Genomic DNA, 23,734 nt, shown 5'->3' on the forward strand with positions numbered 1-23,734 from the left:
CAGGCCCGCGAGCGGTCCGGTCCGGCTCACAGAGGAAGTCAAGGACATGGTGGATCATTCCGGTTGGCGCGTCGGTGTCGCCTTGGCACCGATACATCACGGCGAAATTCTCCAGGGCGTCTTTCCGTACCAGGGTCAGCTCACCCGGGGACTGGTCACACTTCCCTGTACCGTCCACACCACCCAGGCCTCCTTCATCCCCGCGCGGGGCGAGGAGCTGACCGTCTACCCGACGTGTAAGAGCAAGGCCCGGCGCGCGGCCCAGCTGGCCGTCGAGGCCTGCGCACTGCCCGGCGACGGACCCGTCGGCGGCCATCTCGAACTCTCCGGGGACGTCCCGCTGTGCCGTGGGTTCGGCTCCTCCACCAGCGATGTGCTGGCCGCCATCTGGGCCGTGCAGGACGCGCTGGTACGCCCGCTGCCGCCCGACACGGTCGCGCGGATCGCGGTACGCGCGGAGACGGCATCCGACTCCCTGATGTTCAAGGAGAGTTCGGTGCTGTTCGCGCAGCGCGAGGGCAAGGTCATCGAGGACTTCGGTTACCGCATGCCGGCTGTCCGCGTGCTCGGCTTCGGCTCCCGCCCCGAGAACCACGGCGAGGGCGTCGACACCCTCGCCCTCCCGCCCGCCGAGTACTGCGACGCCGAGATCGACCTCTTCGCCGAACTCCAGAGCATGCTGCGCGAGGCCATCCACACCAAGGACGTCGCCCTGATCGGTGCGGTCGCCTCCGCCAGTACCGAGATCAACCAGCGGCACCTGCCCATCCCCCGCCTCGACGAGCTGCGTGCCATCGCCCAGGACACCGGTGCTCTCGGGATCCAGGCGGCGCACAGCGGTGACATCGCCGGGCTCCTCTACGACCGCGACGACCCCGAGGTCGACGCCCGCACCGAACAGGGCCGCGCCCTGCTGCACACCATCGGCATCCACGAGCAGTGGATCTTCACGACGGGTGACTACTGACATGACCACTCCCACACTCGCGGGTGCGTCCAAGCTGCACGACTCGGTGGTCGACGCCACCGAGCTGCCCCGCGTCATCCAGGTGACCGAGAACCTCTATGCGTCCGCGTTCAGCCTGATGAAGCTGCTGCCCGCCCGTTTCATCATCGACCGGGCCGAGACCGCGGGCCTGCTGCGCCCCGGCACCCGTGTCATCGAGACCTCCTCGGGCACCTTCGCCCTGGGCCTGGCGATGGTGTGCCGGCTGCGCGGTCACGACCTGACCATCGTCGGTGACAACGCCATCGACCGAGATCTGCGCACCCGCCTGGAAATGCTGGGCGCCACCGTGGAGATCGTCGAGTACGCGGGCCAGCCCGGCGGCATCCAGGGCGCCCGCCTCGCCCGCGTCGAGGAACTGCGCCGCATCCATCCGAACAGCTTCGTGCCCGGACAGTACGACAACCCCGACAACCCCGGCGCCTATGCGGTGGTCGCCGATCTCATCGGGGAAACCGTCGGCTCGGTGGACTGCCTGGTCGGCCCGGTCGGCTCCGGCGGCTCCACCGGAGGCCTTGCCGCCGCTCTGCGGCCCTCCGACCCGGCCCTGCACCTTGTCGGCGTCGACACCCACGGCTCGATCATCTTCGGTACCCCCGACGGCCCGCGCACCCTGCGTGGCCTGGGCAGCAGCATCCACCCCGGCAACGTCCGGCACGCCGCCTACGACGAGGTCCACTGGGTCACCGCCGCCGAGGCCTTCCACGCCACCCACGAACTCTTCCGCAACCACGGCCTCTTCATGGGCCCCACCAGCGGCGCCTCCTTCCAGGTCGCCTCCTGGTGGGCCGCGCAGAACCCCGACAGCAAGGTCGTCATGGTGCTGCCCGACGAGGGCTACCGCTATCAGTCGACCGTCTACAACAAGGACTGGCTCACCGAGCAGGGCATCGAGCCCGCCCCTTCCGTCGGTGGACCCTTCACCGTCGAACACCCTCTGGACGCCCCGGCCTCGTGGACCCGCCTGCTCTGGGCCCGCCGCGGCTTCGACGACGTGATGATGCCGGAGGCCGGCGCGTGAAAACCCGGCTCCTGGTCCTTGTCGAGTCCAACACCACCGGAACCGGGCGTCAGTTCGCCCAGCGAGCCCGCGCCCTGGGATACGAGCCGGTGCTGATGAGCGCCGACCCCGGCCGGTATCCGTACGCGTCCGAGGACGGGCTGCGCACGCTCGTCGTCGATACATCGGACACCGACGCCCTGTGGTCCGCCGTGCGGCGCCTCGACGGTCAGGTCGCGGGGGTCCTGTCCAGCTCCGAGTACTACGTCGCCTCCGCAGCCGCGCTCGCCGCACGCCTCGGCCTGCCCGGCCCCTCCGCCGACGCCGTGCGTGCCTGCCGCGACAAGTCCCTGCAGCGCCGCACGCTCGCCACCGCGGGGGTGCCCGTGCCCCGCTTCTCGGTCACGGGTTCGGTCGCCGAGGCGGTTGCCGCCGCGCAGTGGCTGGGCGACGGCGGCCCGGTCGTGGTCAAGCCGGTGCAGGGTTCGGGCAGCCTGGGCGTGCGGCTGTGCCGTACGCCCGCCGAAGTCGCCCGGCACACCAGAGACTTGCTTGCCGCCACGGTGAACGAGCGAGGGCTGTGCAGCCCTTCCGTCGTGCTGGTCGAGCAGTATCTGACCGGGGCCGAGTTCTCCGTGGAGGTGTTCGGGGAGGCGGCCGTCATGACCGTCGCCAAGCATGTGGGCGCGCCGCCGGTGTTCGTGGAAACCGGGCACGACGTACCGGCCGTCCTTCCCGCGTCGGAGGCCGCCGCGCTGGTTGACGGCGCTGTGCACGCGGTCAAGGCGCTCGGCCTTGGCTGGGGCGCCGCGCATGTCGAGCTTCGCCTCGACGGGGGCGTGGCCCGCGTCATCGAGGTCAACCCCCGGCTGGCCGGCGGCATGATCCCGGAGCTGGTGCGGCGCGCGCGTGGGATCGACCTGGTGGGCGCGCAGGTGCGCGCGGGGCTGGGACTGCCGGTGGACGTGACGGGCGGCCCGGACGCCGCGGGCTCGGCCTCGATCCGCTTCCTGACCGCTTCGGCGGCCGGCGTGATCGGCTCCACCGGGGCGGCCGAGTCGGCGGCACACGAGGTGCCCGGGGTCGTCGACGCCACGCTGTACCGCCCCACGGGCAGCGAGGTCGGCCCGGCCGAGGACTTCCGCGGCCGCTTCGGGCACGTCATCGCCGCCGGGACGGCCTCGGCGGAGGCCGCCGAGCAGGGGCGCGCCCGCGCTCTGGCCGCCGCACTGGGGGCGGTCACGGAGGCGGTGCCTGTATGAGCGCGTCCCCTGGCGCAGGCGTCGACACCGGCCGGCTGCGCACCGCCCTCAACGCCCGGGCCCACAGCATCGTCTACGGCGCCGGCGCCCCACTGGCGCACGAGCTGAGGCTGATCAGCGAGGTCGACCGCGCACACCTGGTGATGCTCACCGAGCGCGGCATCGTCGACCCCGCCCGAGCCGCAGCGCTCCTCGGCACCATCACCGAGCTACGCACGGCCGACTTCGTCCCGGTGCGCGAACTCCCCATGCCCCGTGGGGTGTACCTCGCCTACGAGGGCTGGCTGGTGGACCGGCTCGGCCAAGAGGTGGGCGGGGTCCTGCACACGGGCCGTTCCCGCAACGACCTCAATGCCACGACCGTACGACTGAAGGTGCGCGAGCCCTACGCCCGACTGGTCGGCACGGTGACGGAGTTGGCGCGCACGCTGCTCGACCAGGCCGAGGCGTACCAGCACGTCATCATGCCCGCGTACACGCACGGTCAGCCCGCCGTGCCCATCAGCTACGGTCACCACCTGTCCGGTGTCGCGGGCGCGGTTCTGCGATCGCTCGCCGAGCTCCTCGACGCCGGACGGGAAATCGACGTCAACCCGCTCGGCGCGGGAGCGATCGGCGGTACGTCCGTGCCGGTGGACCCGGCACGGACCGCGGCTCTCCTCGGCTTCACCGCGGCCGCGCCGAACTCCGTGGACGCCGTGGCCTCGCGGGACTTCGTCCTCCGGCTGCTGTCCGCCGCGTCCGTGCTGGGCGTGCTCATGGCCCGGGTCGCCCGCGACCTCACCTGGTGGACGTCCGAGGAGTTCGGACTGCTGCGGATGGCCGACGACCTGGTCGGCTCCAGCTCGATGATGCCGCAGAAGCGCAACCCCTTCCTGCTGGAGCACATCCAGGGCCGCTCCACCGCGGCCCTGGCCGGCTTCACCGGAGCGGCGGCGGCCATGTCGACAGCCGGCTACACCAACGCCATCGCCGTCGGCACCGAGGCCGTACGGCACCTCTGGCCCGGCCTGACCGACACCGAGGAGGCGGCGACCCTGCTGCGCCTGGTGGTCGCCGGGGCCGAGCCCGACGCCGAGCGCATGCGCGCCCGCGCCCGGGACGGCTTCACCTCGGCGACGTACCTCGCGGAGCGGCTCGTCGTGGACGGTATGCCCTTCCGCTCCGCGCACCACCTGGTCGGCGAGACCGTACTGGCTGCCCTGGACGGCGACCTGCCCCTGTCCGAGGCGGCCCGCACGCACCCGGCCGTGGCGGAGGCGGCCGAGGGCTACCCGGCCGACTGGCTGGACCCGGAGACTGTCGCGGCGGCCTGCGCCCACGGCGGCGGCCCCGGTGCGACGGTGAAGGCGATCAGCCAGGCTCGCTCCGAACTGGACCGACTGGAAAGCGATTTCGCGGCCCGCCGGAAACGCTGGACAGGTGCTGCGGCCCAACTCGCCGACGAGGTGGCCAAGGTGGTGGCACAGCGATGAAGCACCTGGGTGCCGGACTGCTCCGGCAGCGCGACTTCCGCCTGCTCTGGGCGGGCGAGACGGCCAGCCGGTTCGGCAGCAACATCACGGGCGTGGCCATGCCGCTGGTCGCCGTGGTCACCCTGGACGCGAGCACCTTCTGGGTGAGCGCCCTGGCCGCGGCGGCCTGGCTGCCCTGGCTGCTGATCGGCCTGCCCGCCGGCGCCTGGGTGGACCGGCTGCCGCGCCGCCCGCTGATGCTGCTCTGCAACATCGGCTCACTGCTGCTGCTGGCCGGCGTGCCCGTGGCAGCGTGGCTGGACGCGCTGACCATGACGTATCTGCTCCTGGTGGCACTGCTCACCGGGCTGGCCAACGTCTTCTTCTCCATCGCCTACCGCGTCTACGTTCCCTCGGTCGTGGCCCATGACGACCTCGCCGAGGCCAACGCCAAGCTCCAGGGCAGCGAGTCGGCGGCCCAGCTCGCCGGGCTCGGCGGCGGAGGCATGCTGGCGAGCGCCTTCGGCGCGATCAGCGGTCTGCTGGTCAACGCGGCGACCTTCCTGATCTCCACCCTCTGCCTGCTCGGCATCCGCAGCACCGAACCCCCGCCGACCAGGCCCGAGACACCGCGTGCGCTGCGCCAGGACGTGGCGGACGGCCTGCGTCACACGGCGGGCGACCCCTACCTCCGGGTGCTCACTACCTACGGCACGGTCACCAACCTCCTCCTCACCGGTTACCAGGCGCTTCTCACGGTCTTCCTCATCCGCGAACTCCGTGTGGACGAGGCGGCGGTGGGCTGGCTGCTGGCCGGCGCGGGCGTGGGAGGCATGCTCGGCGCGGTGGTCGCCACCCCGCTGGCCCGCCGCTTCGGCACGGCCCGGGGCATGTTGCTGTGCAAGTTCGCCACGGCCCCGTTCGGCCTGCTGATCCCGCTGGCCCAGCCGGGCTGGCAGGTCCTGCTCCTCGCTGTGGGCGGCGCGGTGCTGGCACTGGGGGTGGTCTCGGCGAACGTCATCCAGGGCACCTTCCGCCAGCAGTACTGTCCACCCCACCTGCTGGGCCGTGTCACCGCGAGCATGTCGGTCGCCAACTTCGGAGCGATTCCGGTCGGTTCGCTGCTGGGGGGTGTTCTCGGCAGCGTTCTGGGCGTACGCCCCGCGTTGTGGCTGCTCACCGGCGGCCTGGCGGTCAGCTCCGCGCTCCTGCTGGCCGGCCCGCTGCGAGGCCGTCGCGACCTGCCCGACCGCCCGCCCACGGACGGCGAGGACCTCACCGGAACCGCCGGGGTCCTCGAACACAGGTGAACCCCGCGGACTACGCACCCGCCATCGACCAGGAGGTGTCCGGTGAGTGATCCCACGAGTGGAAATCCGAGCGGCACGCTGCTGCCGGCGGGCCCCGAGCGCGCCCTGCCCCACCCCGGCTTCCTGGACCTCTGGTTGCTCAGGGTGCCCGAGGTGCGCGGCGTGGCCCTCGACACTGCCGTACTGGACACGACCGAACGCCGGCGGGCAGCCGAGTTGGCGCACGCGGGAGACCGCATCCGGTTCACCGCCGCCCACCTGGCGCTGCGCCGGCTGCTCGGCACCTACCTCGACATGCTCCCGCAGGACATCCGCTACGGCCGCGAGGCATGCCCTTGCTGCGGCGGCCCGCACGGCCGCCCGACCGTACTGGGCGCCACGCGCCCGCTGCACTTCTCTCTCTCCCACCGGGGTGACCTGGTGCTGATGGGCACGGCCGTCGCCCCCATCGGGGTGGACGTCGACCTGGTGGCGGATCCGGGCAGCGCCGCGGAGCTGGCCGCCATGCTGCACCCGGCCGAGCAGGCGGAGCTCGAGGCCCTGCCCCTTGCCCGCCGCCCCCGCGCGCTGGCCCGCCTGTGGACCCGCAAGGAGGCGTACCTGAAGGGCCTGGGCACAGGCCTGGGCCGGGATCCCGCGACGGACTACGTCGGCTCAGGTACCCCGGACGGGGTGACGCCGCCCTCCGGCTGGACCCTGCTGGACATCCCGGTGGACCGGGGCTACGCGGCAGCGGTGGCGGTGCACGGTGATCTGGTCACACCTGAGGCAAGGGTGAACCGCCTGACGGAGCGGGACATCCGGTGAGGCCACGGCGACCAGACGCAGGCCGAAGCCGGCCCGACGCGTAGGGTCCCCGGACGGAAACCGTCCGGGGACCCTACGACACCGCTACGTCGACCGCGACAACTCATCCGTCGGCGGCAGCGATCCAGGCGTCGAGCTGCTCCTGCGTGGTGGCCGGATCGGCCACCAGCTCGGCCAGTTCATCTCCCACGTGATGGCGGGTGGAGACCGTGGGGCAGCGCACGCACGCCGCCGTGCCGGTCCGGTTCCCCCACTGGCACCGTGCCCGGAGGTGGCACCGTGGGACCCGCCGGGTCTCCTGCGCGGGCGGCCGGTGGAGCACACGCTCGACGAGCGTGCAGTCGTTGCCCCGGCGGTTGGCGCAGCTGCTGACGCCGTGCGAGGCGAAGCGCAGGACGCGCCGCGGTTCGATGCCTTCGGACACCTCGCCCAGCACCTCGGACGCCGGCACGGGGCCGGCGAGGTAGACGACCTGCCCGTCCGTGCCGGAACGTCCCGCCGTCGTCCCGCGGTGTCAGGAGGGGGCGGTCCCGCCCGTTCAAGGGTCACCTGCTGCGCCGTCGGGCCTCCGTGCTGTACAGCGTCGGCGCACAGCTCTGCCGTGAAGAGGGTCGGTGTTTCGTTGACGTTGCCGGTGCGGCGGGGGCCGTGTCCGGGTCCTCGCTCTCGTGCTCCTTGACGCCGAGACCAGGCTCGGACGCCTTGTCCGGACTCTGGTCATATCGGCCTCCGGGCCGCGTGACCCGAGCCGTCGCCCACATTCGCGCAGGCCCCCTTGCCCAGAGCTCGGGCTCAGGGGGTCCTCCGCGCTACGGCCCGCCCCGGCGGCATGCGCCGCGTACGGTCACGCCGCCCGGAGCAGGGGAGTGCGGGAGCCGGGAAGTGCAGGGCTTCCGCTTCCCGGCGGCCGGCGGGGTCAGCAGAAATACGAATGCTCGAGACGGTCGAATCGCTGGGCGAGGAGATCACCGTGGGGAATCATCCAGCTCACCTCCCCGTCGCCGGAACCGAAGACGTTGGCCTCGGCGACCTCCGCGAAGCACACATACGGTTCGGTGTTCTCCCCGGAGGCCTCCGCCGCTTCCCGGAGGGCTCGGGCGTGCAGCTCGTCGAACTTCTCCGGCGCGTCCCTGACGACGGCCACCGCCTGTTCCCTCTTCTCCTGGAACTCCTCCTCGTAAAGAGCCAGCCAGTCGTGGTGGTTCAACTGCGCCCCGCGCAGATCCAGCGAACCGCCCGCCTCACGGTTCACGACCGGTGCGTCCGGAACCAGGGAGCCGTACTCCTCGATCGCGGCCTCGAGCGGCGGATCGCTCTCCGGCCAGCCGAGGATGTCCCATGCGGCGGGCACCAGGAGGGTGAGCACCCTGCGCCCCAGGAGCGCCTGGGGCTCCTCGCGCATGGTGTGGTAGCTGAAGTCCACGGGCGCGCTGGGCACCCGCGTCTCGGTTCCCGGGGGGACGAAGATCACTGGAGCGGGTCCGGTGTCCGGGTACGTTTCGTCATAGCAGGGGCCGGCGAACAACAGGAGCCGTCCCTGCCGGGGGATCAGGTCGTCCAGCGGCTGCTTCGGTAGGGCCGCCAGATCGAGACAGGCGACGAAGTGGTCGCCGGGCTTCCAGGTGGAGTGCACGGGCATGTCGGGGAGCCCCCCGACGTAACCGACCACCCGGTCCTCCGGCCGGACGTCGTCGGGCCGCTTGACGTCCATCTTGACCGCCGGCTGCACGGACCACAGGATGCGGGTGACGGCGTCGTCGGACACGCCGTGCCGACGGGCGTGCTCGCGGAACTTCTGCGTATGTGACATTCCGTCATCCTGCCGCAGTGCACTGACAGCGGATGATCCGGTTCCGCCCGCTGGACGCGAGCTGCCGTGCACGTGGGGGCGCGTCGCCGCGAGGATGCGCCCCTTGGTGATCACATGCGCCGCCGGTGGAAACCCCAGGCCGCTGGCGATCCGCCATGTTCCCGTCAGCATGGAAGCGGTGAGCCCGAGAACCGTGCGCGGGCGTCGGTGATCGTGTCCTTGGGGGGACCGTGGGTGGGGACCGGCACGGGTGGCTTCGTGCTGCCGTTTCGCAGTTCGGCGCGCTGTGCAAGGACAAGCTGTCCGGGGGCGGCGGCCAGGCGGCCGCTCCGGGAAGCCGGAGGCCGCCAGGCGGGCCGGAGCCCTCGCCGGGGCGGCCCGGGCGGGGTCGGGGAGGTCACCTCGCATCTTCCTCTGGTCCGCACGGTGATCCAATGCCTGTGGAGCAGGCCCTCCGACGAGTGCCACGCCCGGGGCTGCGAGGGCAGGGTGGGTACGGGAGCCTGGTCAGCGGACGACGTCGAAGACGTTCTTCTGCAGACCGTTGGCGTACGCCTCGTGCTCGACGAGCTTCAGCTTCTGGGCGTCCTTGTCCGTGGCGCTGAACAGACGCTTGCCCGCCCCGAGCAGGAGCGGAAAGACGAGCAGGTGGTAACGGTCGATCAGACCGGCGTCCGAAAGGCTCTGGTTCAGGGCGGCGCTGCCGTGGACGATGATCGGGCCGCCCTCGGTCTCCTTCAGCGCGGCGACCTCGTCGAGCGAGCGCAGGATCGTCGTCTCGCCCCAGTTCGACACCAGGTCCTCCTCGGTGAGGCGGGTGGAGACGACGTACTTCGGCATCAGCTTGTAGTCGGCGAAGTCCTCCATGTCCGGCCACACCGGGCTGAAGGCCTCGTAGCTGGTCCGGCCCAGCAACATCGCGGTGGCTTCCTTCTGCTCCCGGTCCTTGATGTCGAACGCCTCGGGGAGGAACTCGATGTCCTTGAAGGTCCACCCGGAGTTCCGGTAACCGGGCTCGCCGCCCGGGGCCTCCACGACGCCGTCGAGCGAGATGAAAGCGGTGCTGATCAGGGTACGCATCCCAGGTTCCTCGGTGTCTCGTGTCCGGTTCTCGGCAGATTCAGCCGGTACGCGCCTCGACCGCACTCGCCGCTGAGGCGCACCAGCCATGATCTCTGACTGCGGCTCATGGGAGAACTCATCGGTCGTCGCCGGTACGAAACCGCCCAGGGAGCGAAGTGCTCCGCCCCGCGAGGCCCGCGAAACATTCCACTGCACCGTTGAAATAAAGCTGGTTAATGGTTGATGGTTCATCTGAAGCTTCGTTCCGACGGAACACCGACCGGAAGGAACCACGACACGATGAAGAGCCGATCCAAGAAACTGGCGCTGGGCGCCGTGGCGGCCGTCGCGGCGAGTCTCGCGCTCCCGGCGACCCCCGCCTTGGCCACCGAGGAGATCGACTGCACCGCCGGCACGGACGCCGTGCGGGTGACGTATCTGGAGAACGGCGCGGAGCGCAGCCGGTGCTGGACCGGCCCCGGTGACGTCCCGCTCGGGCAGGGCGGTGTCACGTCCTTCTCCTCGGGCGCCCACGAGGTGGTCGTCTTCTGGAGGACGAACTACGGGTGGGACGTCGCGGTGCTCCCGCCCCACACCCTGGCTCCCTTCACCGGCGCCGACACCTACCACGTCTACGGTTTCCACGTCAGGTAACCGCTGACGGCGGCCGGCCGGTCCGTCCGGGCCGGCCCGGTCGGCCGCCCTTGTCGTCACCGATCTCCCGGACCTGCACACGGTCAGCCACGTGATGATTCCGGTCGTCCTGTACCGGACTACGACTCGAGGCGCGCGGCCATGCGCCACAGTGAGTGGTCATGGACATCTGGGTGAACATCGTCACGGCCGCCAGCGGACTGCTCGGTGCCGGAATCGGTATCACCGGCACCCTGCTCAGTGAGCGGTGGCGCGCACGATCATCAGAACAGCAGAATCAGCACGCGGCCGTTCTCCGTCTTCGAGACGAACGCAAAGACGTCCTGATCCGGTTCTTCGCACTCGTACGAGAACTCAAACGAGCTGCGGAGCGGCGTTCTGCCGGCGAGGAGGTGACCGCTCAGGAGGCCGCAGACCTGACCAGCCGTCTCTGGCTGCTTCACGTCGAGGTGCACATCCTTTGCACTCAGCCGGTAGCCGACGCTGTCTATGCCCTCACCGAGCGACTTACCGAGGCTGTGCGGCGGCCCGTTGGCGAGGCCATTCACCTGTATCTTTCCGAAGCCCGGCTCGCCGCCATCTCAGCCGCACGCACCGAACTCGGCGTGCCGGCCATGCAGGTCGTAGTCAGCTCCACCGCAGGTGCGTGACTTCCGTCGACGCAACACATCGGTGCCGCGAGACACAACAGCCAAGCGATGCGCCGCGAACAGAGCGAACGTTGCCTGATGCCGCATCGGTTCCGGGCCGAACCCGAAGTGGGGCGATGACGGCGGCGAGGACTTCCTCAAGTGCCGGCGCCGGTACGACTCGAACCCGGCGCCCGGGGCGAGCCGGTGCGTCGCTCGTGCCGCCGGCAGCCTGCCTTCGAGGGCCCGTCCTCGTCCCGCAGGGTCAGAAGCAGGGTCAGAAGTGGTCGACCGTCTCTCCCTCGGGCATCCGGTAGCAACCGGCCGGCGGTGCGCGGACATCGCGGACGGTCCGGTGGTGGCCGCGCCTGGACGGCCGGGGTCCGACTGTGCTCCGCCCGCTGCGCGTGGTCCGTTGTCCGGTCAGGTCCGTGAGGTCTCCCTGTGGAATCCGACGGACGGCGGCGATCCCGAGGACGGTGCGGTCTCGACTCGGCGGCGTCGCGTGTCCGCGGTGCCAACCGCCGAGGACACCACTCCGACCAGACTGCGGTGATCATGACACGCGGGCGGTTCCGGGTTCCGCCGTCCTGTCCGGGAAGGGATCCGGACAAGGCTCTGACCAGCCCGGACATCCCGGTCGTGTCCGGGACGGCGGACGGCCGTTGATTCGTTCCGCCGCCGGCCAGCAGGCTCTCGCTGCCCGGCCCCGCCCGATGCGGCACGGGGCCCACCCGGCGACACCCTCCTGGCGCCTTCGCGCCGTCCGCCTCCGGCTGAGAGGACCGACCGTGCGGTATTCGGCATGCCCCGACGGGACATGGGAAGTGGCATCCGCGTTACCTCATCCCCGGCTGCGGCCGGGCGTGGTCTGTTACCGGGGACTCCGGCTGGGCCTGCACCGGCCACGCAGACGCCTGGAAGTGCCTTCGGGCATGGCGGTCATGATGATCGTGTTCGACGAGAAGCTGAGACTGACCCGAGCACCAGACCTCTCGGACCCGGTGGAGGCGGACGCCTTCACCTCCCTGCTCTGCGGTCCGCACCACAGCGCCCGAACGGGCGAGCACAACGGCCGCTTGGCCGGGGTGGAAGTGACGTTCACCCCCTGGGCCGCGTTCACCGCCTTCGGCACGGCCCTGCACCCACTGGCGAACGCGGTGGTCGGGCTTCACGAACTGCTCGGCACCCGTGCCGACGACCTCACCGACGCGCTGGCGTCCGCCACGGGCTGGAGGGACCGTTTCGCCCTGCTGGACACCGTGCTCTGCGAGTGGACGCGGTGCGGCCCCGCGCACTCGGCGCGTGTGGCCTGGGCCTGGCAAGAACTCGCCCGCGAGGCCGGGGCCGTCCCCATCCCGGCGCTAGCTGGAAGAACAGGATGGTCGCAGCGGCAGATGGAGAAACGGTTCCGGGAGCAGATCGGCCTCACCCCCAAGGCCGTCGCCCGGGTCTTCCGCCTCCGGCGGTCCCTTCAACTCCTCGTCGACGGGCTCCCCCCGGCCGAGGCGGCGGTGCTGGCCGGCTACCACGATCAGGCCCACTTCGGCCACGAGTGCAAGGCGATGACCGGTCACGCCCCCTGCGGCTTCCTCGCCCGTCGTGCCGTCAGCCGGCGGGACCCCTCGTTCACGGACCGCGTCGAGGGGCAGGCCACCGGCGTGTTGCTTCCTGCCCCTGCTCGAGCTGAGAGCACCGCCGGCTGATGGGGCGAATTTTTACAAGACGTCACCGGGCGACCGACGGGAGTCTTCTGCGGCGGGTGTTTCCCTCCCGTACCGGAACGGATCAAGCGAAGGAGTAGGGACATGTTCAAGAAGCTTGAATCGATGGGGGGCCGCCTCCTCGACCGGTTCGTCCCCAAGGTCGACGCGTCGGCCGGGGAACAGCGGTGCTGGAGCTGGCCGGCCTGCTGGCAGTGCCAGAGCCAGTGTGGCTATCACGCCTCCTGCTCGCGCTGCGACAGCGCCCCCAACCTCTACATCTGCGACTGCTGAGCGTGCGCCCTCGACGGGGCGCACACCGAGGAAGGCCCAGGTGACGGAGCACCGGGATCGAGTCCCGGTGCTCCTTCCCCCACTGTTTCCGCCCGTGGGACGACGGCGCGGAAAACGATACGGAAGGGTTGCGGTGCACTATCTGGAGCTCGGGGCCCGCTCCCTGATCGGGGTGGTGTTCCTGGCCTCATCCATCAGCAAGACCGTGGGAAGGGGCGCGTTCGGCGCCTTCGTTGCTTCGGTGCGCGGTCTGGAACTGCTGCCGGCGAAGGCATGCCGACCGGTGGCCCTGCTCGTGGTGGCCGCCGAACACACCGCTTGGCTGCTGCTTTTGGCGGGGACGACGACGGCCGTGGTCACCGGATTCCTGGTCGCGGCAGGACTGCTGGTGGCGTTCGCGACAGCGATCGCCCTCGTGCTGCGCAGAAGCATCCGCCAACCGTGCCGGTGCTTCGGCGCCTCGACAACTCCACTCGGTGGCCGGCACATCGTGCGCAACGTCGTCCTCGCCGCCGTCGCGGTCCTCGGCGTGGTCACCGCGCCGACGGCAGGCACGTCGCAGAACCTCGGCGGAACGGCCCTGGCCGTGTTCGCCGGCCTGCTGCTGGGCGTACTGGTCGCCCTGCTCGACGACATCCTCGAATTGTTCCAGCCCCTCGGCCCCGGTTCCGCCCGGAGACTGCCATGACCCAGGAGGAGAATCACGATGCCTTTCCTGATCGCCGCTCTGACGCTCGTGGGTTCGCTGTGCCTGCTCGACCTGATCCTCACGGTGGGCGTGATCAAACGGCTGCGTGAGCACACGGAGCTGCTCGCCGACGTGAGCGGTGCGGGCAACGGCCGAGCCTCGATCACGGTGGGGGAGGAGGTCGGGAACTTCGCGGTCTCCACCGTGGACGGCGAACGACTTTCCCGTGACCTCCTGACCGGTGAGACGCTCGTGGCCTTCTTCTCACCCACCTGCAAGCCCTGCAAGGAGAAGTTGCCGAAGTTCGTGGAGTACGCGAGGACGCTGTCCGGCGGCCGTGACCGGGTGCTGGCGACGGTGGTCGGCGATGCCGAGACCTCGGCCGCGCTGGTCGCCGAACTGGCCCCGGTGGCGCGCGTGGTCGTCGAGGAGTACGACGGGGCGCTGGGCGCCGCGTTCCAGACCAAGGCGTACCCCACCGTGCTCATGGTCGCCCGGGACGGCGCCGGGCGGCTGACCGTCACGGATGACGACGTCCGGCTGACCCTCCCGGCTTTCACCGCATGAGCGATCCCGTCACCGAACAGCCGCGGAGGCGGGTCGGCGCGGGACGGTCGGCGGTCGCCGCGTGCTCGCTCGCGGTCCGGGCGGCGCCCGGACCGCTCGCGCTGTACACGGCACTGACACTGACCGGTGGCCTGCTCCCGGTGGCGATCGCATGGCTGACGAAGCTGATACTCGATCGCGTCGCCGGCGATACCGACCCGGGGACACTGACCGGCCTGGGAGCGGGGCTCGCCCTGTGCGGGCTGGTCGCCGGAGTGACGCCGCAGGTGACCCAGTACCTGCGGGCGGAGATCGACCGTGAGGCGGGGCTGCTCGCCCAGGACCGGCTGTTCACCGCCGTGGACGGATTCGTCGGACTGGGCCGGTTCGAGAACCCGCGGTTCCTCGACCGGTTACGGCTCGCCCAGCAGTCCGCCGGGACGGCACCCGCCCTGGCCGTGGACGGAGTTCTCGGCATGGCCCGGGCGGCCTTCACCATCACGGGCTTCCTCGGCTCTCTGCTCCTGCTCAACCCGCTGATGGCCGTGCTGGTGCTCGCCTCGGGGGTGCCGACGCTCCTCGCGGAGATCGCGCTGTCGCGGAGGCGGGTACGGATGTTCTGGGACATCGGTCCGGTCGAGCGGCGGGAGCTCTTCTACGGCCAGTTGCTGTCCAGCGTGGAGGCGGCCAAGGAGGTGCGGTTGTTCGGCGCGGGTGCCTTCCTGCGGCAGCGGATGCTGACCGAGCGGCGTACGGCCAACGCCGCGAAGCGGACCATGGACAGGCGCGAAGTGCTCGTCCAGGCGGGGCTGGGACTGCTCGCCGCCGCGGTGTCCGGCGGCGGGCTGCTGTGGGCGGTGGGCGCGGCCCGGACCGGGGTGCTGTCCGTGGGAGGCATCACCATGTTCGTGGCCGCGGTCGGCGGGGTGCAGAGCGCGCTCGCCGCGCTCGCCGCCGAGGTGGCCCGCTCTCACCAAGCGGTGCTGATGTTCGGACACTACGAGGCGGTCACCACGGCCGGCCGGGACCTTCCGGTCGCCGCCGCCCCGCGCGCGCTGCCGGAACTGCGCGACGCGATCGAACTGCGGGACGTGTGGTTCCGCTACTCGGAGGAGCACCCCTGGGTGCTGCGCGGCGTCAACCTGCGGATACCCCACGACAAGGCAGTGGCACTGGTCGGGCTGAACGGCGCCGGAAAGTCGACGCTGGTCAAGCTTCTGTGCCGATTCTACGATCCCACGCGGGGGACGATCCTGTGGGACGGGGTGGACCTGCGCGACACCGGTCCGGCCGAACTGCGGCAGCGGATCGGCGCGGTCTTCCAGGACTACATGGAGTACGACATGACGGCGGCCGACAACATAGCCCTGGGCGCCCCGGGGTCCTCCGACAACCCGGACGGCGCCGACGACGACCGCGCGCCGATCCAGGCCGCGGCGAAACGGGCGGGCATCCACGACACACTCGCCCGCCTGCCCCACGGCTACGACACGTTGCTGTCACGGATGTTCTTCATGGAGTCCGACAAGGACGATCCGGCCACCGGAGTGATGCTGTCGGGCGGCCAATGGCAACGGCTCGCCCTGGCCCGGGCGTTCCTGCGGGACGAACGGCACAAGCGGGACCTGATGATCCTCGACGAGCCCTCGGCCGGACTCGACGCCGAGGCCGAGGCCGAGATCCACGACGAACTGCGGCGGCACCGCGAGGGGCGGACCAGCCTGTTGATCTCGCACCGGCTCGGCGCCGTACGCGAGGCCGACCTCATCGTCGTGCTCTCCGAAGGGCGCGTGACCGAACAGGGCGACCACGCCGCCCTGCTGGCATCCGGTGGGGAGTACGCCCGGCTGTTCACACTGCAGGCCTCCGGCTACCAGGCCGAGCCGGAGGCCGGAGCGGCCCCCACCGGAGGAACCCCATGACCACCCCGCGACCGCCCGCCCGGACACGTCGGGCTGCAGGCGTCACCAGGGTCGCGCTGCTCTGCGGAGCACCAGCGGCGCTCCTCGGACTGGGCGGCCTGGCCGTCTCGGCACTCCTGACGCGTGGGCTGGTGGCGGTGACCGTGCGCGGGGCGAGCATGGAACCGGCGTACCACGACGGTGACCGGGTTCTGGTACGCCGTCACCGGACCCCCCTGCCGGGCCAGGTGGTCGTGACGGAACGCCCCGGTACCGGGCCGGTTCCCGGCTCCGGTTGGCACCGCCCGCCCGTGCCGCGCACCGCCCGGCCGTCCACGATCACCGAGCGGGAGTGGCTGATCAAGCGTGTGGTGGCCGTACCGGGCGACCCGGTCCCGCGGGACCGGGTCGCCGCCCTGAGCGAAGTGCCCGAAACCCGGGTCCCCGTCGGCAGTCTGGTCCTGCTGGGCGACAACCAGGAGGTCAGCTTCGATTCCCGGCAGCTCGGCTACTTCCCGGCGGAGCGGGTGTTGGGCACCGTACTGCGCCCTCTGCCCCGCACGGCCGGGCGGGCGGGCGGTCTCCCCGGGCATGACCCGGCCGGGCGAGTGGGAGGGTGCCGCGGCCGCCATGGACCACCGGCCCTGAGTGAGTGACCGGACGCGAAGAGGAGGGATGCGCACCACGAGCCGGGGCGGCGGCACCGGGCCGAACCGGAGGAGGGCCGCACGGCGGCACGCCGGGCGGGCGGGACCGGTGCGGGGACCGAAGACGCCTGGGACATCGCGGGGGACGTGCCAGGAGCCATCGGCGTCATGTCACTGAAGGGCGGGTCACACTCACGGATACCTACACGGTCTTGCCGGGGCCGTGGCGGCGGTCGATGACGCCCCAGTCGTCGGCGCGGGCGGCGGCGAGGAGGAGTCCGCGGCCGGACTCGGACTCGGCGGTGGGGTCCGGGGGCGCGGTGACGGCGGGCCGGCGTTCGGCGCGGGTGTCGGAGACCTCCGCGCGCAGCCGCTCGCCGTCCGCCTCGGCGGCCAGCCGCACATGGAAGTCCCGGCCGGGAACACGGCCGTGCCGCACGGCGTTCGCGCTCAGCTCGGCGGTGATCAGCGTCAGTGTCTCGTCGACCTCGCTGTCGTAGGGGTGGCCCCAGGTGTCCAGGCAGCGCGCGACGAACAGCCGTGCCGGCCGGCACCCATGCGGAGACCGGCGTGGTGCTCGCCGAGCGTGAGATCGACTCCTTCGGCCCCGACGGCACCCCCTTGCAGCAGGGCCTCGACGACGAGCTGACCCGCCTTCTGGCCCACACCGTCCGCCCGTTCACCGACGGCTCCTCCCCCGTCCGGCACCTCTCGGCGGCCGAGACGGCCGACGCCCGCCCCGCGCCGATCGCCATGTCCGTGCGCGTGGTGGAGGCCGACCCCGCGGTGACGGTCAACGGCGAGCCGCAGGGAGTCGTGACCAGGGGCCTCTGAGCCGTGCGCAGCAGCCGCCCTCCCCGGACGCTGACGCGCACGGGCCGGGACTGCACGCAGAAGGCCCTCCGTGTCCGGGCGACGGACACGGAGGGCCTCACTGATCCAGGGAGCTCAGCGAGCTGCAGCGGCAGCCGCCTCCTCGTGGGCCGGAGTCTCGGGAGCCTCGCCCTCCTCCAGCCCCACGTCCTTCGTCTCCCGTCCGATCACCAGCGCCACCAGCGTCAGCAGGGCCATCGCCGAGAGGTAGACGCCGACCAGCCACGGGGAGCCGTCGCCGGCCTCCCACAGGGCCACCGCGATGAACGGGGCGACCGCCGCGCCGAGGATCGAGCTGACGTTGTAGGAGATGCCGGAGCCCGTGTAGCGCACGCTCGTCGGGAACAGCTCCGGCAGCAGCGCGCCCATCGGGCCGAACGTCATGCCCATCAGCGTGAAGCCGAACACCAGCCACAGCACCACGCCGACCGTGCCCAGGCCGATCAGCGGCACCCAGACCAGGCCGAAGACCAGGATCCCGGCCGTGACCGCGATCAGCGTGGCGCGCCGGCCGTAGCGGTCCGCGAGCGGGCCGGAGATCAGGGTGAACGCCGCGAAGAACAGCACACCGAAGATCATCATCAGCACGAACGTCGAGTAGCCGTAGCCCAGGCCCGGCACGTCCGCGTCCTCGGCCGCCCGTCCGTAGCTCAGCGAGAACGTCGTCATCAGGTAGAAGAGGACGTACGTCGCCAGCATGAAGAACGTGCCGAGGACGAGCTGCTTCCAGTGGTTCCGGAAGACCGTGGCCAGCGGCAGCTTCCGCACCAGGCCGGCCTCACGCGTCTTGGCGAACACCGGCGCCTCGACCAGGCGCATCCGCACCCACAGGCCGATCGCGACCATCACCGCGGAGAACAGGAACGGAAGGCGCCAGCCCCAGCTCAGGAAGGCCTCCGACGGCTGGGACGGGTCGGCGCCGGCCGAGGACGGCAGCAGTGCGCCGATGATCAGGAACAGGCCGTTGCCGATGATGAAGCCCAGCGGGGCGCCCAGCTGCGGGAAGGTGCCGTACAGGGCGCGTTTGCCCTTCGGTGCGTTCTCAGTGGCGATCAGGGCCGCGCCGCTCCACTCGCCGCCGAGCGCGAAGCCCTGTGCCAGCCGCATCAGCACCAGCAGCGCGGTGGCCACCCAGCCGGCCTGCGCGTAGGTGGGCAGGACACCGATGAGGAACGTGGCGATGCCCATGGTGAGCAGGGAGGCCACCAGCGTTCCCTTGCGGCCGAGGCGGTCGCCGAGGTGGCCGAAGACCACCGCGCCGATCGGCCGGGCGACCATCGCGGCGCCGAACACCGCGAAGGACGAGAGCAGCGCCGTGGTGGGGTCGCTGCTCGGGAAGAAGAGCGTGGGGAAGACCAGTACGGCGGCGGTCGCGTAGATGTAGAAGTCGTAGAACTCGATCGTCGTGCCGACGAGGCTGGCGACGAGTACGCGCGACCGCGAGTTGACGGGGGTCGGGGCCGGACTGGTGGGTGATGCGGGCATTTCACGGTCTTTCCACGGGGAACGATCACTTCACATTCTCAGAAGGTCTCATTTCTCAGAAAGTGCGTTTCATGATGTGAGACGAATCCGCTGTGACCTGCCGCGGAAAATGCGTGGCCCTGCGACCTCCGCCCTCCCTACACTCGCCGGGCAGGCGCGCGCCGCCCCCGGTCGGCGGCCCGCGCGCGTTCAGATCCGACCAGGGAAGGGAGCCCGGCCGTGCGTGCCCACACCGCTGTCGCCGTCGCCCCCCGCTCCCGGTCCCGCCGGTCCGTGGTGATCCTCGTGTCTCCGGCCGCCCGGTGCCCGCTGCGCGGCCGGCACCGGCTGCCCTGACGCACGTCGGACCGAACCCTCTCGAGGGGGGTGCTCGGCGCCGTGCGCCGGGGGACATCGCGCCGCCCTTTTCCGGTTCCCTCCGAAAGGCCACGGGCCATGCGCACCACCGACCCACTCGCCGTCGTCCGCAACCTCGGCATCCTCGCCCACGTCGACGCCGGCAAGACCACCGTCACCGAGCGGATCCTGTACGCCACCGGCACCACCCACAAGCGCGGCGAGGTGCACGACGGCACCACCGTCACCGACTTCGACCCGCAGGAGCGCGACCGGGGCATCACCATCTTCTCCGCCGCCGTGACCTGCTCCTGGAACGGTCACCGGCTCCACCTCATCGACACCCCGGGCCACATCGACTTCGCCGACGAGGTCGAGCGCTCCCTGCGCGTCCTCGACGGCGCGGTCGCCGTGTTCGACGCGGTCGCCGGGGTGGAACCGCAGAGCGAGTCGGTGTGGCGGCAGGCGGACCGGCACGGCGTCCCGCGCATCGCGTTCGTCAACAAGATGGACCGCGCCGGGGCCGACCTCGACGCGGCCGTCGCCTCCATCCGGGAGCGGCTGCACCCGGTACCGCTCGCCGTGCACCTGCCGATCGGGGCCGAGGACGCCTTCGCCGGGGTCGTCGACCTGCTCGGCATGCGCGCTCTGACCTGGGACGACGAGGGTGAGGCCCGCGACCCGGCACCCGTGCCGGACGTCCTGCGCGAGGAGGCGCTGCGACGGCGCCGGCTGCTGGAGGAGACCGTCGCGGAACTGCACCCGGCCGCGCTGGAGGAGTTCTGCGGCACGGGCGCGCTCCGCACCGGGACGCTCACGGCGGCCCTGCGGGACCTGACCGCACGCGGTGAGGCCGTGGTCGTGCTGTGCGGCTCCGCCTATCGCAACCGCGGGATCGAACCGCTGCTGGACGCCGTCCTCGCCTACCTGCCCTCACCGCTGGACGTGCCACCGGTGCGCGGCACGCACGACGGCGCCGAGCGGGAGCGGCCCGCCGACCCGGCGGCGCCGCTCGCGGCGCTCGCGTTCAAGGTGACCGCCACCGCCACCGGACGCCTCACCTATCTGCGCGTCTATTCCGGAACGATCGAACAGGGGGACACCGTGTGGGACGCCACCGCCGGCCGCGCCGAGCGCGTCGGCCGCATCCTGCGCGTCCGCGCCGGCCGGCACGCGCGCCTGGACCGTGCGGTCGCCGGCGACATCGTGGCCGTGGTCGGGCTGAAGGGCGCCCGCGCCGGCACCACGCTGTGCGCGCCGGACGCCCCGCTGGTGCTGGAGCCGCCCGGCACCGCCGAACCCGTCGTCTCGGTCGCCGTCGAGGCGCTGCGGAGCACGGACACCGGGCGTCTGGCGTCGGCGCTGGCCCGGCTCGCCGAGGAGGACCCCTCGCTGGTCGTGCGCACCGACGCGGAGACGGGTCAGACGGTGCTGTCCGGCATGGGCGAACTGCACCTGGAGGTCGCGGTGGAGCGGATCCGGCGTGACCACGGGCTGGGCGTCGCCGTCGGCCGGCCCCGCGTCAGCCACCGGGAGACCGTGGGCCGCGGCGTGTCCGGGTTCGTGTACCGGCACGTCAAACAGGACGGCGGGGCGGGACAGTTCGCGCACGTGGTGCTCGACGTCGAGCCGCTCGACGGCACCGGGAGCGGCTTCGCGTTCCGGTCGACGGTCGTCGGCGGCCGGGTGCCGCAGGAGTACGTCCGTGCCGTCGAGGCCGGCTGCCGGGACGCGCTCGCCGAGGGACCGCTCGGCGGACACCCGGTGACGGGTCTGCGGGTGACGCTCACCGACGGCTCGACGCACGTCAAGGACTCCTCCGACACCGCCTTCCGCACCGCGGGCCGGCTCGGACTGCGGGACGCGCTGCGGGCGTGCGCGATGGTGCTGCTGGAACCGGTCGCCGAGGTCACGGTCACCGTGCCGCAGGACGCGGTGGGTTCCGTGCTCGGTGACCTGGCCGCACGGCGGGGCCGGGTGACCGGCTCGGTCACCCGGGCGGGCGCGGCGGTCGTCACGGCGACCGTGCCGCTGGCCGAACTCTTCGGCTACGCCACCCGGCTGCGCAGCCGCACCCAGGGCCGAGGCGCCTTCACCAGCCGGCCCACCGGCTACGCCCCGGCACCTGCCGGGGTGACCGCGCGGTAGGCGGCACGACGCGGCGGCCCCCCGGCCGGGGGAGGCCGCCGCGTCGTCCAGCCCCGTGACGCCGCGCCCCGGCAGGTTCCGCACGGCCCGGCGACCTCGCGGCCATCACGGCCCCGCCCGACCGGCTCGGCCTCGGCTCCTGCGTCCCGCAGGCGGTGGCCGCACCGGCCCACGTCGACCACGCCACCCCGGCCCGCACGGTCAAGGGCCCGGGACACCGGTACGGGGACATCATCCGCGGGCACGCGGAGCGGGTGCGCCGGGCGGGGCGCCTTTCGTGCGTGGTCCGCCGGTTCAGGTGCCGCCGTTGAGCAGGGCGGCGGTGAGGACGTGACCGCCCACGCCCCAGCCGCCGTCGGCGACCTCGTCGACCAGCACGACGGTGGTGGCGCGGGCGCGCTCACCGTAGATCTCGGCGTACAGCTCCGTGGTGCGCTCGACGATCGTCTGCTTGTCCTCGGCGGTGAGGGTGCCGGCGGGGACCTTGAAGTGGGCGAACGGCATGACGGGTCACTCCTGACGCTCGGGGCCCGCGGCGGTGCGCGGGCCGGTGTGCCTCCACGGTGCGGGGCGCCGGCCCGCGCAACCAGGGGATGCCGTCCCCTGGGTCGGTGAGGCGCGCGGCCCGAGAATGGGACGCATGGGTGCGGCGAAGTACACCGAGCTCGGGGCGTTCCTGCGGTCACGGCGGGACCGCATCCGCCCGTCCGACGTGGGCCTGCCCGCAGGACCCCGGCGACGGGTGCCGGGACTGCGCCGGGAGGAGGTCGCCCAGCTCGCCGGGGCGTCGGTCGACTACTACAACGAGCTGGAGCGCGGGGCCGGTTCGCAGCCGTCGGAGCAGATGCTCGCCGCTCTGGCCCGGGCGCTGCGGCTGACCGCCGACGAACGCGACTACCTGTACCGCCTGGCGGACCGGCCCGTGCCCGCCCCGGCCGGTCCCGCCGCACACGTCCACCCCGGCATGCTCGACCTGCTCCAGCGGATGCCGTCGACGCCCGCCCAGGTCATCACCGATCTGCACGTCACGCTGGTGCAGAACCCGCTCGCGGTGGCCCTGCTCGGCGACCACTCCGGCTTCCGCGGCCCCCGCGCCAGCTTCGTCCACCGGTGGTTCACCGAGCCCGAGTCGAGACAGCTCTACCCCGAGGCCGACCACGCGAGCCAGTCCCGCGCCTTCGTCGCCGACCTCCGCGCGGCCGCCGCCCGCCGGGACGCCAAGGACACCGAGGTCACGTCGCTGATCCACACGTTGCGGCGTGCCTCGCCGGAGTTCGCCGCGCTGTGGGCCGCCCACGAGGTGGCGTTCCGCCGCGACGACCGCAAACGGATCCGGCACCCCGCGCTCGGCGTCGTCGAGGTCAACTGCCTCAACCTGTTCAGCGAGGACGGCCGGCAGCGCCTGCTGTGGTTCACCCCCGCCGTGGGCACGGACAGCGCCGGCCTGCTCGACCTGCTGGCGGTGGTGGGCACGCAGGAGGTCTCCTGAGGCACGTCGCACATATCCCTTGCCGCGACTCCGCGATGCGTGATCGGATCGGAGCAGCATCGCGTGCCGGTGGCGGTCTGCGCCAGGCATGGAGGTGCGGAACCGAAGGGACTGCCCCACGTGGCCTCCCACCACAGCGACCGTGCGGTTGCTTTGAGCCTGCAACTGTCACAAGCACATCAGGAACTGCGCCGCCGGCTGAACGACATCAAGGCGGATCTCGGACGCCGGCAGTTGAGCGACGACACACTCGTCACCCACTGCCTGGCCTTCTGCGACGCGTTGACGTCGCACCATCAGGGCGAGGACGACGGGATGTTCTCCCGGTTGCTGCACGAGCGCCCGGATCTCGAGGCGACCGTCGCGAACCTCGTCCAGGATCACGGGATGATCGCTTCGATCCTGTCCCAGGTGCGTGAACTCGCCGCCAGGGCCGTCGAAGCGTCCGGTCCGGACCTGGCGGCGATCGGCCGTGAGCTCGACGGACTGGCGGCGATCATGGAAAGCCACTTCACCTACGAGGAACGGGCGATCGGGGCGGCGCTGGACGGCGGAGTCGACGACACCGACTGGGCCGGCACGGTCTTCCGGTTCGAGAGACAGGTGAGGCCGGCTCCCTGAGAGCAACCG

Annotated in this window: 24 protein-coding genes; 18 read left to right on the forward strand and 6 right to left on the reverse strand. The window is 71.8% G+C overall.

All coding sequences use genetic code 11. The features are described 5' to 3' along the window. The first annotated feature begins 82 nt into the window (after positions 1-82). The 6 genes from ACWH4W_RS17680 to ACWH4W_RS17705 are packed head-to-tail and all read left to right on the forward strand — an operon-like array spanning position 83 to position 6,839. Positions 83-967, forward strand: a complete 885-nt coding sequence (locus ACWH4W_RS17680) for a GHMP family kinase ATP-binding protein (protein ID WP_473076684.1) — start codon at positions 83-85, stop codon at positions 965-967. A gap of 1 nt (position 968) precedes the next feature. Then, positions 969-2,027 carry a PLP-dependent cysteine synthase family protein gene (locus tag ACWH4W_RS17685; protein WP_473076685.1) on the forward strand — a complete coding sequence of 353 codons (1,059 nt, stop codon included), beginning with the start codon at positions 969-971 and terminating at the stop codon, positions 2,025-2,027. Next, complete coding sequence (locus ACWH4W_RS17690; RefSeq protein WP_473076686.1) at positions 2,024-3,268, forward strand: ATP-grasp domain-containing protein; 1,245 nt, start codon at positions 2,024-2,026, stop codon at positions 3,266-3,268. Before ACWH4W_RS17685 ends, ACWH4W_RS17690 begins: the two co-directional genes overlap by 4 nt. Further along, entirely contained in the window at positions 3,265-4,743 is a 1,479-nt protein-coding gene (argH, locus tag ACWH4W_RS17695) for an argininosuccinate lyase (protein ID WP_473076687.1), read from the forward strand. Before ACWH4W_RS17690 ends, argH begins: the two co-directional genes overlap by 4 nt. Next, positions 4,740-6,032: an MFS transporter gene (locus tag ACWH4W_RS17700; RefSeq protein WP_473076688.1), complete on the forward strand. Its 1,293-nt coding sequence runs from the start codon at positions 4,740-4,742 to the stop codon at positions 6,030-6,032. Before argH ends, ACWH4W_RS17700 begins: the two co-directional genes overlap by 4 nt. A 42-nt stretch (positions 6,033-6,074) precedes the next feature. Beyond that, entirely contained in the window at positions 6,075-6,839 is a 765-nt protein-coding gene (locus tag ACWH4W_RS17705; RefSeq protein WP_473076689.1) for a 4'-phosphopantetheinyl transferase family protein, read from the forward strand. A 103-nt stretch (positions 6,840-6,942) separates the two neighbouring features. On the opposite strand, the gene ACWH4W_RS17710 is transcribed toward ACWH4W_RS17705, so the two are convergent. The 3 genes from ACWH4W_RS17710 to ACWH4W_RS17720 all read right to left on the reverse strand — a co-directional run bounded on the left by ACWH4W_RS17710 (position 6,943) and on the right by ACWH4W_RS17720 (position 9,729). Then, positions 6,943-7,263, reverse strand: a complete 321-nt coding sequence (locus ACWH4W_RS17710; RefSeq protein WP_473076690.1) for a hypothetical protein — start codon at positions 7,261-7,263, stop codon at positions 6,943-6,945. A 492-nt stretch (positions 7,264-7,755) separates the two neighbouring features. Next, positions 7,756-8,649, reverse strand: coding sequence for a DUF1963 domain-containing protein (locus tag ACWH4W_RS17715; RefSeq protein ID WP_473076691.1), 894 nt, complete (start codon positions 8,647-8,649; stop codon positions 7,756-7,758). A gap of 507 nt (positions 8,650-9,156) precedes the next feature. Next, positions 9,157-9,729 carry a dihydrofolate reductase family protein gene (locus tag ACWH4W_RS17720; protein WP_473076692.1) on the reverse strand — a complete coding sequence of 191 codons (573 nt, stop codon included), beginning with the start codon at positions 9,727-9,729 and terminating at the stop codon, positions 9,157-9,159. Between the two features lie 282 nt (positions 9,730-10,011). On the opposite strand from ACWH4W_RS17720, the gene ACWH4W_RS17725 reads away from it, so the two are divergent. The 8 genes from ACWH4W_RS17725 (at position 10,012) to ACWH4W_RS17760 (ending at position 16,782) form a co-directional block, all read left to right on the forward strand. After that, a complete protein-coding gene (locus ACWH4W_RS17725; RefSeq protein WP_473076693.1) occupies positions 10,012-10,365 on the forward strand; it encodes a hypothetical protein in 354 nt (117 codons plus the stop codon). Between the two features lie 161 nt (positions 10,366-10,526). Then, on the forward strand, positions 10,527-11,015 hold the full coding sequence (locus ACWH4W_RS17730; RefSeq protein ID WP_473076694.1) for a hypothetical protein: 489 nt from the start codon (positions 10,527-10,529) through the stop codon (positions 11,013-11,015). A gap of 914 nt (positions 11,016-11,929) precedes the next feature. Beyond that, complete coding sequence (locus ACWH4W_RS17735) at positions 11,930-12,700, forward strand: AraC family transcriptional regulator (RefSeq protein WP_473076695.1); 771 nt, start codon at positions 11,930-11,932, stop codon at positions 12,698-12,700. A 102-nt stretch (positions 12,701-12,802) separates the two neighbouring features. Beyond that, positions 12,803-12,991, forward strand: coding sequence for a hypothetical protein (locus ACWH4W_RS17740; RefSeq protein ID WP_473076696.1), 189 nt, complete (start codon positions 12,803-12,805; stop codon positions 12,989-12,991). A 133-nt stretch (positions 12,992-13,124) separates the two neighbouring features. Next, positions 13,125-13,679 (forward strand): MauE/DoxX family redox-associated membrane protein, encoded by a 555-nt coding sequence (locus ACWH4W_RS17745; protein WP_473076697.1) that lies wholly within the window; start codon positions 13,125-13,127, stop codon positions 13,677-13,679. A gap of 18 nt (positions 13,680-13,697) precedes the next feature. Then, complete coding sequence (locus ACWH4W_RS17750) at positions 13,698-14,246, forward strand: TlpA disulfide reductase family protein (protein WP_473076698.1); 549 nt, start codon at positions 13,698-13,700, stop codon at positions 14,244-14,246. Further along, complete coding sequence (locus ACWH4W_RS17755) at positions 14,243-16,147, forward strand: ABC transporter ATP-binding protein (RefSeq protein ID WP_473076699.1); 1,905 nt, start codon at positions 14,243-14,245, stop codon at positions 16,145-16,147. The genes ACWH4W_RS17750 and ACWH4W_RS17755 overlap by 4 nt, the downstream gene beginning before the upstream one ends. Continuing rightward, positions 16,144-16,782: a S26 family signal peptidase gene (locus ACWH4W_RS17760; protein ID WP_473076700.1), complete on the forward strand. Its 639-nt coding sequence runs from the start codon at positions 16,144-16,146 to the stop codon at positions 16,780-16,782. The genes ACWH4W_RS17755 and ACWH4W_RS17760 overlap by 4 nt, the downstream gene beginning before the upstream one ends. Before the next feature lie 193 nt (positions 16,783-16,975). Here the strand turns inward: ACWH4W_RS17760 and ACWH4W_RS17765 are convergent, their stop codons facing one another. After that, positions 16,976-17,311, reverse strand: a complete 336-nt coding sequence (locus ACWH4W_RS17765; protein ID WP_473077532.1) for an ATP-binding protein — start codon at positions 17,309-17,311, stop codon at positions 16,976-16,978. A 2-nt stretch (positions 17,312-17,313) separates the two neighbouring features. Between ACWH4W_RS17765 and ACWH4W_RS17770 the strand changes: the two genes are divergently transcribed. After that, positions 17,314-17,607 (forward strand): hypothetical protein, encoded by a 294-nt coding sequence (locus tag ACWH4W_RS17770; RefSeq protein WP_473076701.1) that lies wholly within the window; start codon positions 17,314-17,316, stop codon positions 17,605-17,607. Positions 17,608-17,721: 114 nt separating this feature from the next. Here ACWH4W_RS17770 and ACWH4W_RS17775 read toward each other — a convergent pair whose 3' ends face one another. Further along, positions 17,722-19,131 (reverse strand): MFS transporter, encoded by a 1,410-nt coding sequence (locus ACWH4W_RS17775; protein WP_473076702.1) that lies wholly within the window; start codon positions 19,129-19,131, stop codon positions 17,722-17,724. A 435-nt stretch (positions 19,132-19,566) separates the two neighbouring features. Between ACWH4W_RS17775 and fusA the strand changes: the two genes are divergently transcribed. Next, the gene (gene fusA / locus ACWH4W_RS17780) at positions 19,567-21,615 is read left to right on the forward strand and encodes an elongation factor G (RefSeq protein ID WP_473076703.1); all 2,049 of its coding nucleotides are present in this window, start codon (positions 19,567-19,569) and stop codon (positions 21,613-21,615) included. 294 nt (positions 21,616-21,909) lie between these two features. On the opposite strand, the gene ACWH4W_RS17785 is transcribed toward fusA, so the two are convergent. Beyond that, complete coding sequence (locus ACWH4W_RS17785) at positions 21,910-22,119, reverse strand: 4-oxalocrotonate tautomerase family protein (RefSeq protein ID WP_106411463.1); 210 nt, start codon at positions 22,117-22,119, stop codon at positions 21,910-21,912. 127 nt (positions 22,120-22,246) lie between these two features. Between ACWH4W_RS17785 and ACWH4W_RS17790 the strand changes: the two genes are divergently transcribed. Both ACWH4W_RS17790 and ACWH4W_RS17795 read left to right on the forward strand, forming a co-directional pair. Continuing rightward, on the forward strand, positions 22,247-23,104 hold the full coding sequence (locus tag ACWH4W_RS17790; RefSeq protein WP_473076704.1) for a helix-turn-helix transcriptional regulator: 858 nt from the start codon (positions 22,247-22,249) through the stop codon (positions 23,102-23,104). Positions 23,105-23,224: 120 nt separating this feature from the next. Then, a complete protein-coding gene (locus ACWH4W_RS17795; RefSeq protein WP_473076705.1) occupies positions 23,225-23,725 on the forward strand; it encodes a hemerythrin domain-containing protein in 501 nt (166 codons plus the stop codon). The last annotated feature ends 9 nt before the right edge of the window (positions 23,726-23,734 follow it).

This window comes from Streptomyces sp. DSM 120436 (assembly GCF_055778765.1).

Coding starts and splice junctions, on each gene's coding strand:
- ACWH4W_RS17685 (WP_473076685.1), top strand. CDS start 969: ATGACCACTCCCACACTCGCGGGTGCGTCCAAGCTGCACGACTCGGTG.
- argH (WP_473076687.1), top strand. CDS start 3,265: ATGAGCGCGTCCCCTGGCGCAGGCGTCGACACCGGCCGGCTGCGCACC.
- ACWH4W_RS17700 (WP_473076688.1), top strand. CDS start 4,740: ATGAAGCACCTGGGTGCCGGACTGCTCCGGCAGCGCGACTTCCGCCTG.
- ACWH4W_RS17715 (WP_473076691.1), bottom strand. CDS start 8,649: ATGTCACATACGCAGAAGTTCCGCGAGCACGCCCGTCGGCACGGCGTG.
- ACWH4W_RS17720 (WP_473076692.1), bottom strand. CDS start 9,729: ATGCGTACCCTGATCAGCACCGCTTTCATCTCGCTCGACGGCGTCGTG.
- ACWH4W_RS17725 (WP_473076693.1), top strand. CDS start 10,012: ATGAAGAGCCGATCCAAGAAACTGGCGCTGGGCGCCGTGGCGGCCGTC.
- ACWH4W_RS17730 (WP_473076694.1), top strand. CDS start 10,527: ATGGACATCTGGGTGAACATCGTCACGGCCGCCAGCGGACTGCTCGGT.
- ACWH4W_RS17735 (WP_473076695.1), top strand. CDS start 11,930: ATGGCGGTCATGATGATCGTGTTCGACGAGAAGCTGAGACTGACCCGA.
- ACWH4W_RS17740 (WP_473076696.1), top strand. CDS start 12,803: ATGTTCAAGAAGCTTGAATCGATGGGGGGCCGCCTCCTCGACCGGTTC.
- ACWH4W_RS17750 (WP_473076698.1), top strand. CDS start 13,698: ATGCCTTTCCTGATCGCCGCTCTGACGCTCGTGGGTTCGCTGTGCCTG.
- ACWH4W_RS17755 (WP_473076699.1), top strand. CDS start 14,243: ATGAGCGATCCCGTCACCGAACAGCCGCGGAGGCGGGTCGGCGCGGGA.
- ACWH4W_RS17760 (WP_473076700.1), top strand. CDS start 16,144: ATGACCACCCCGCGACCGCCCGCCCGGACACGTCGGGCTGCAGGCGTC.
- ACWH4W_RS17775 (WP_473076702.1), bottom strand. CDS start 19,131: ATGCCCGCATCACCCACCAGTCCGGCCCCGACCCCCGTCAACTCGCGG.
- fusA (WP_473076703.1), top strand. CDS start 19,567: ATGCGCACCACCGACCCACTCGCCGTCGTCCGCAACCTCGGCATCCTC.
- ACWH4W_RS17785 (WP_106411463.1), bottom strand. CDS start 22,119: ATGCCGTTCGCCCACTTCAAGGTCCCCGCCGGCACCCTCACCGCCGAG.
- ACWH4W_RS17790 (WP_473076704.1), top strand. CDS start 22,247: ATGGGACGCATGGGTGCGGCGAAGTACACCGAGCTCGGGGCGTTCCTG.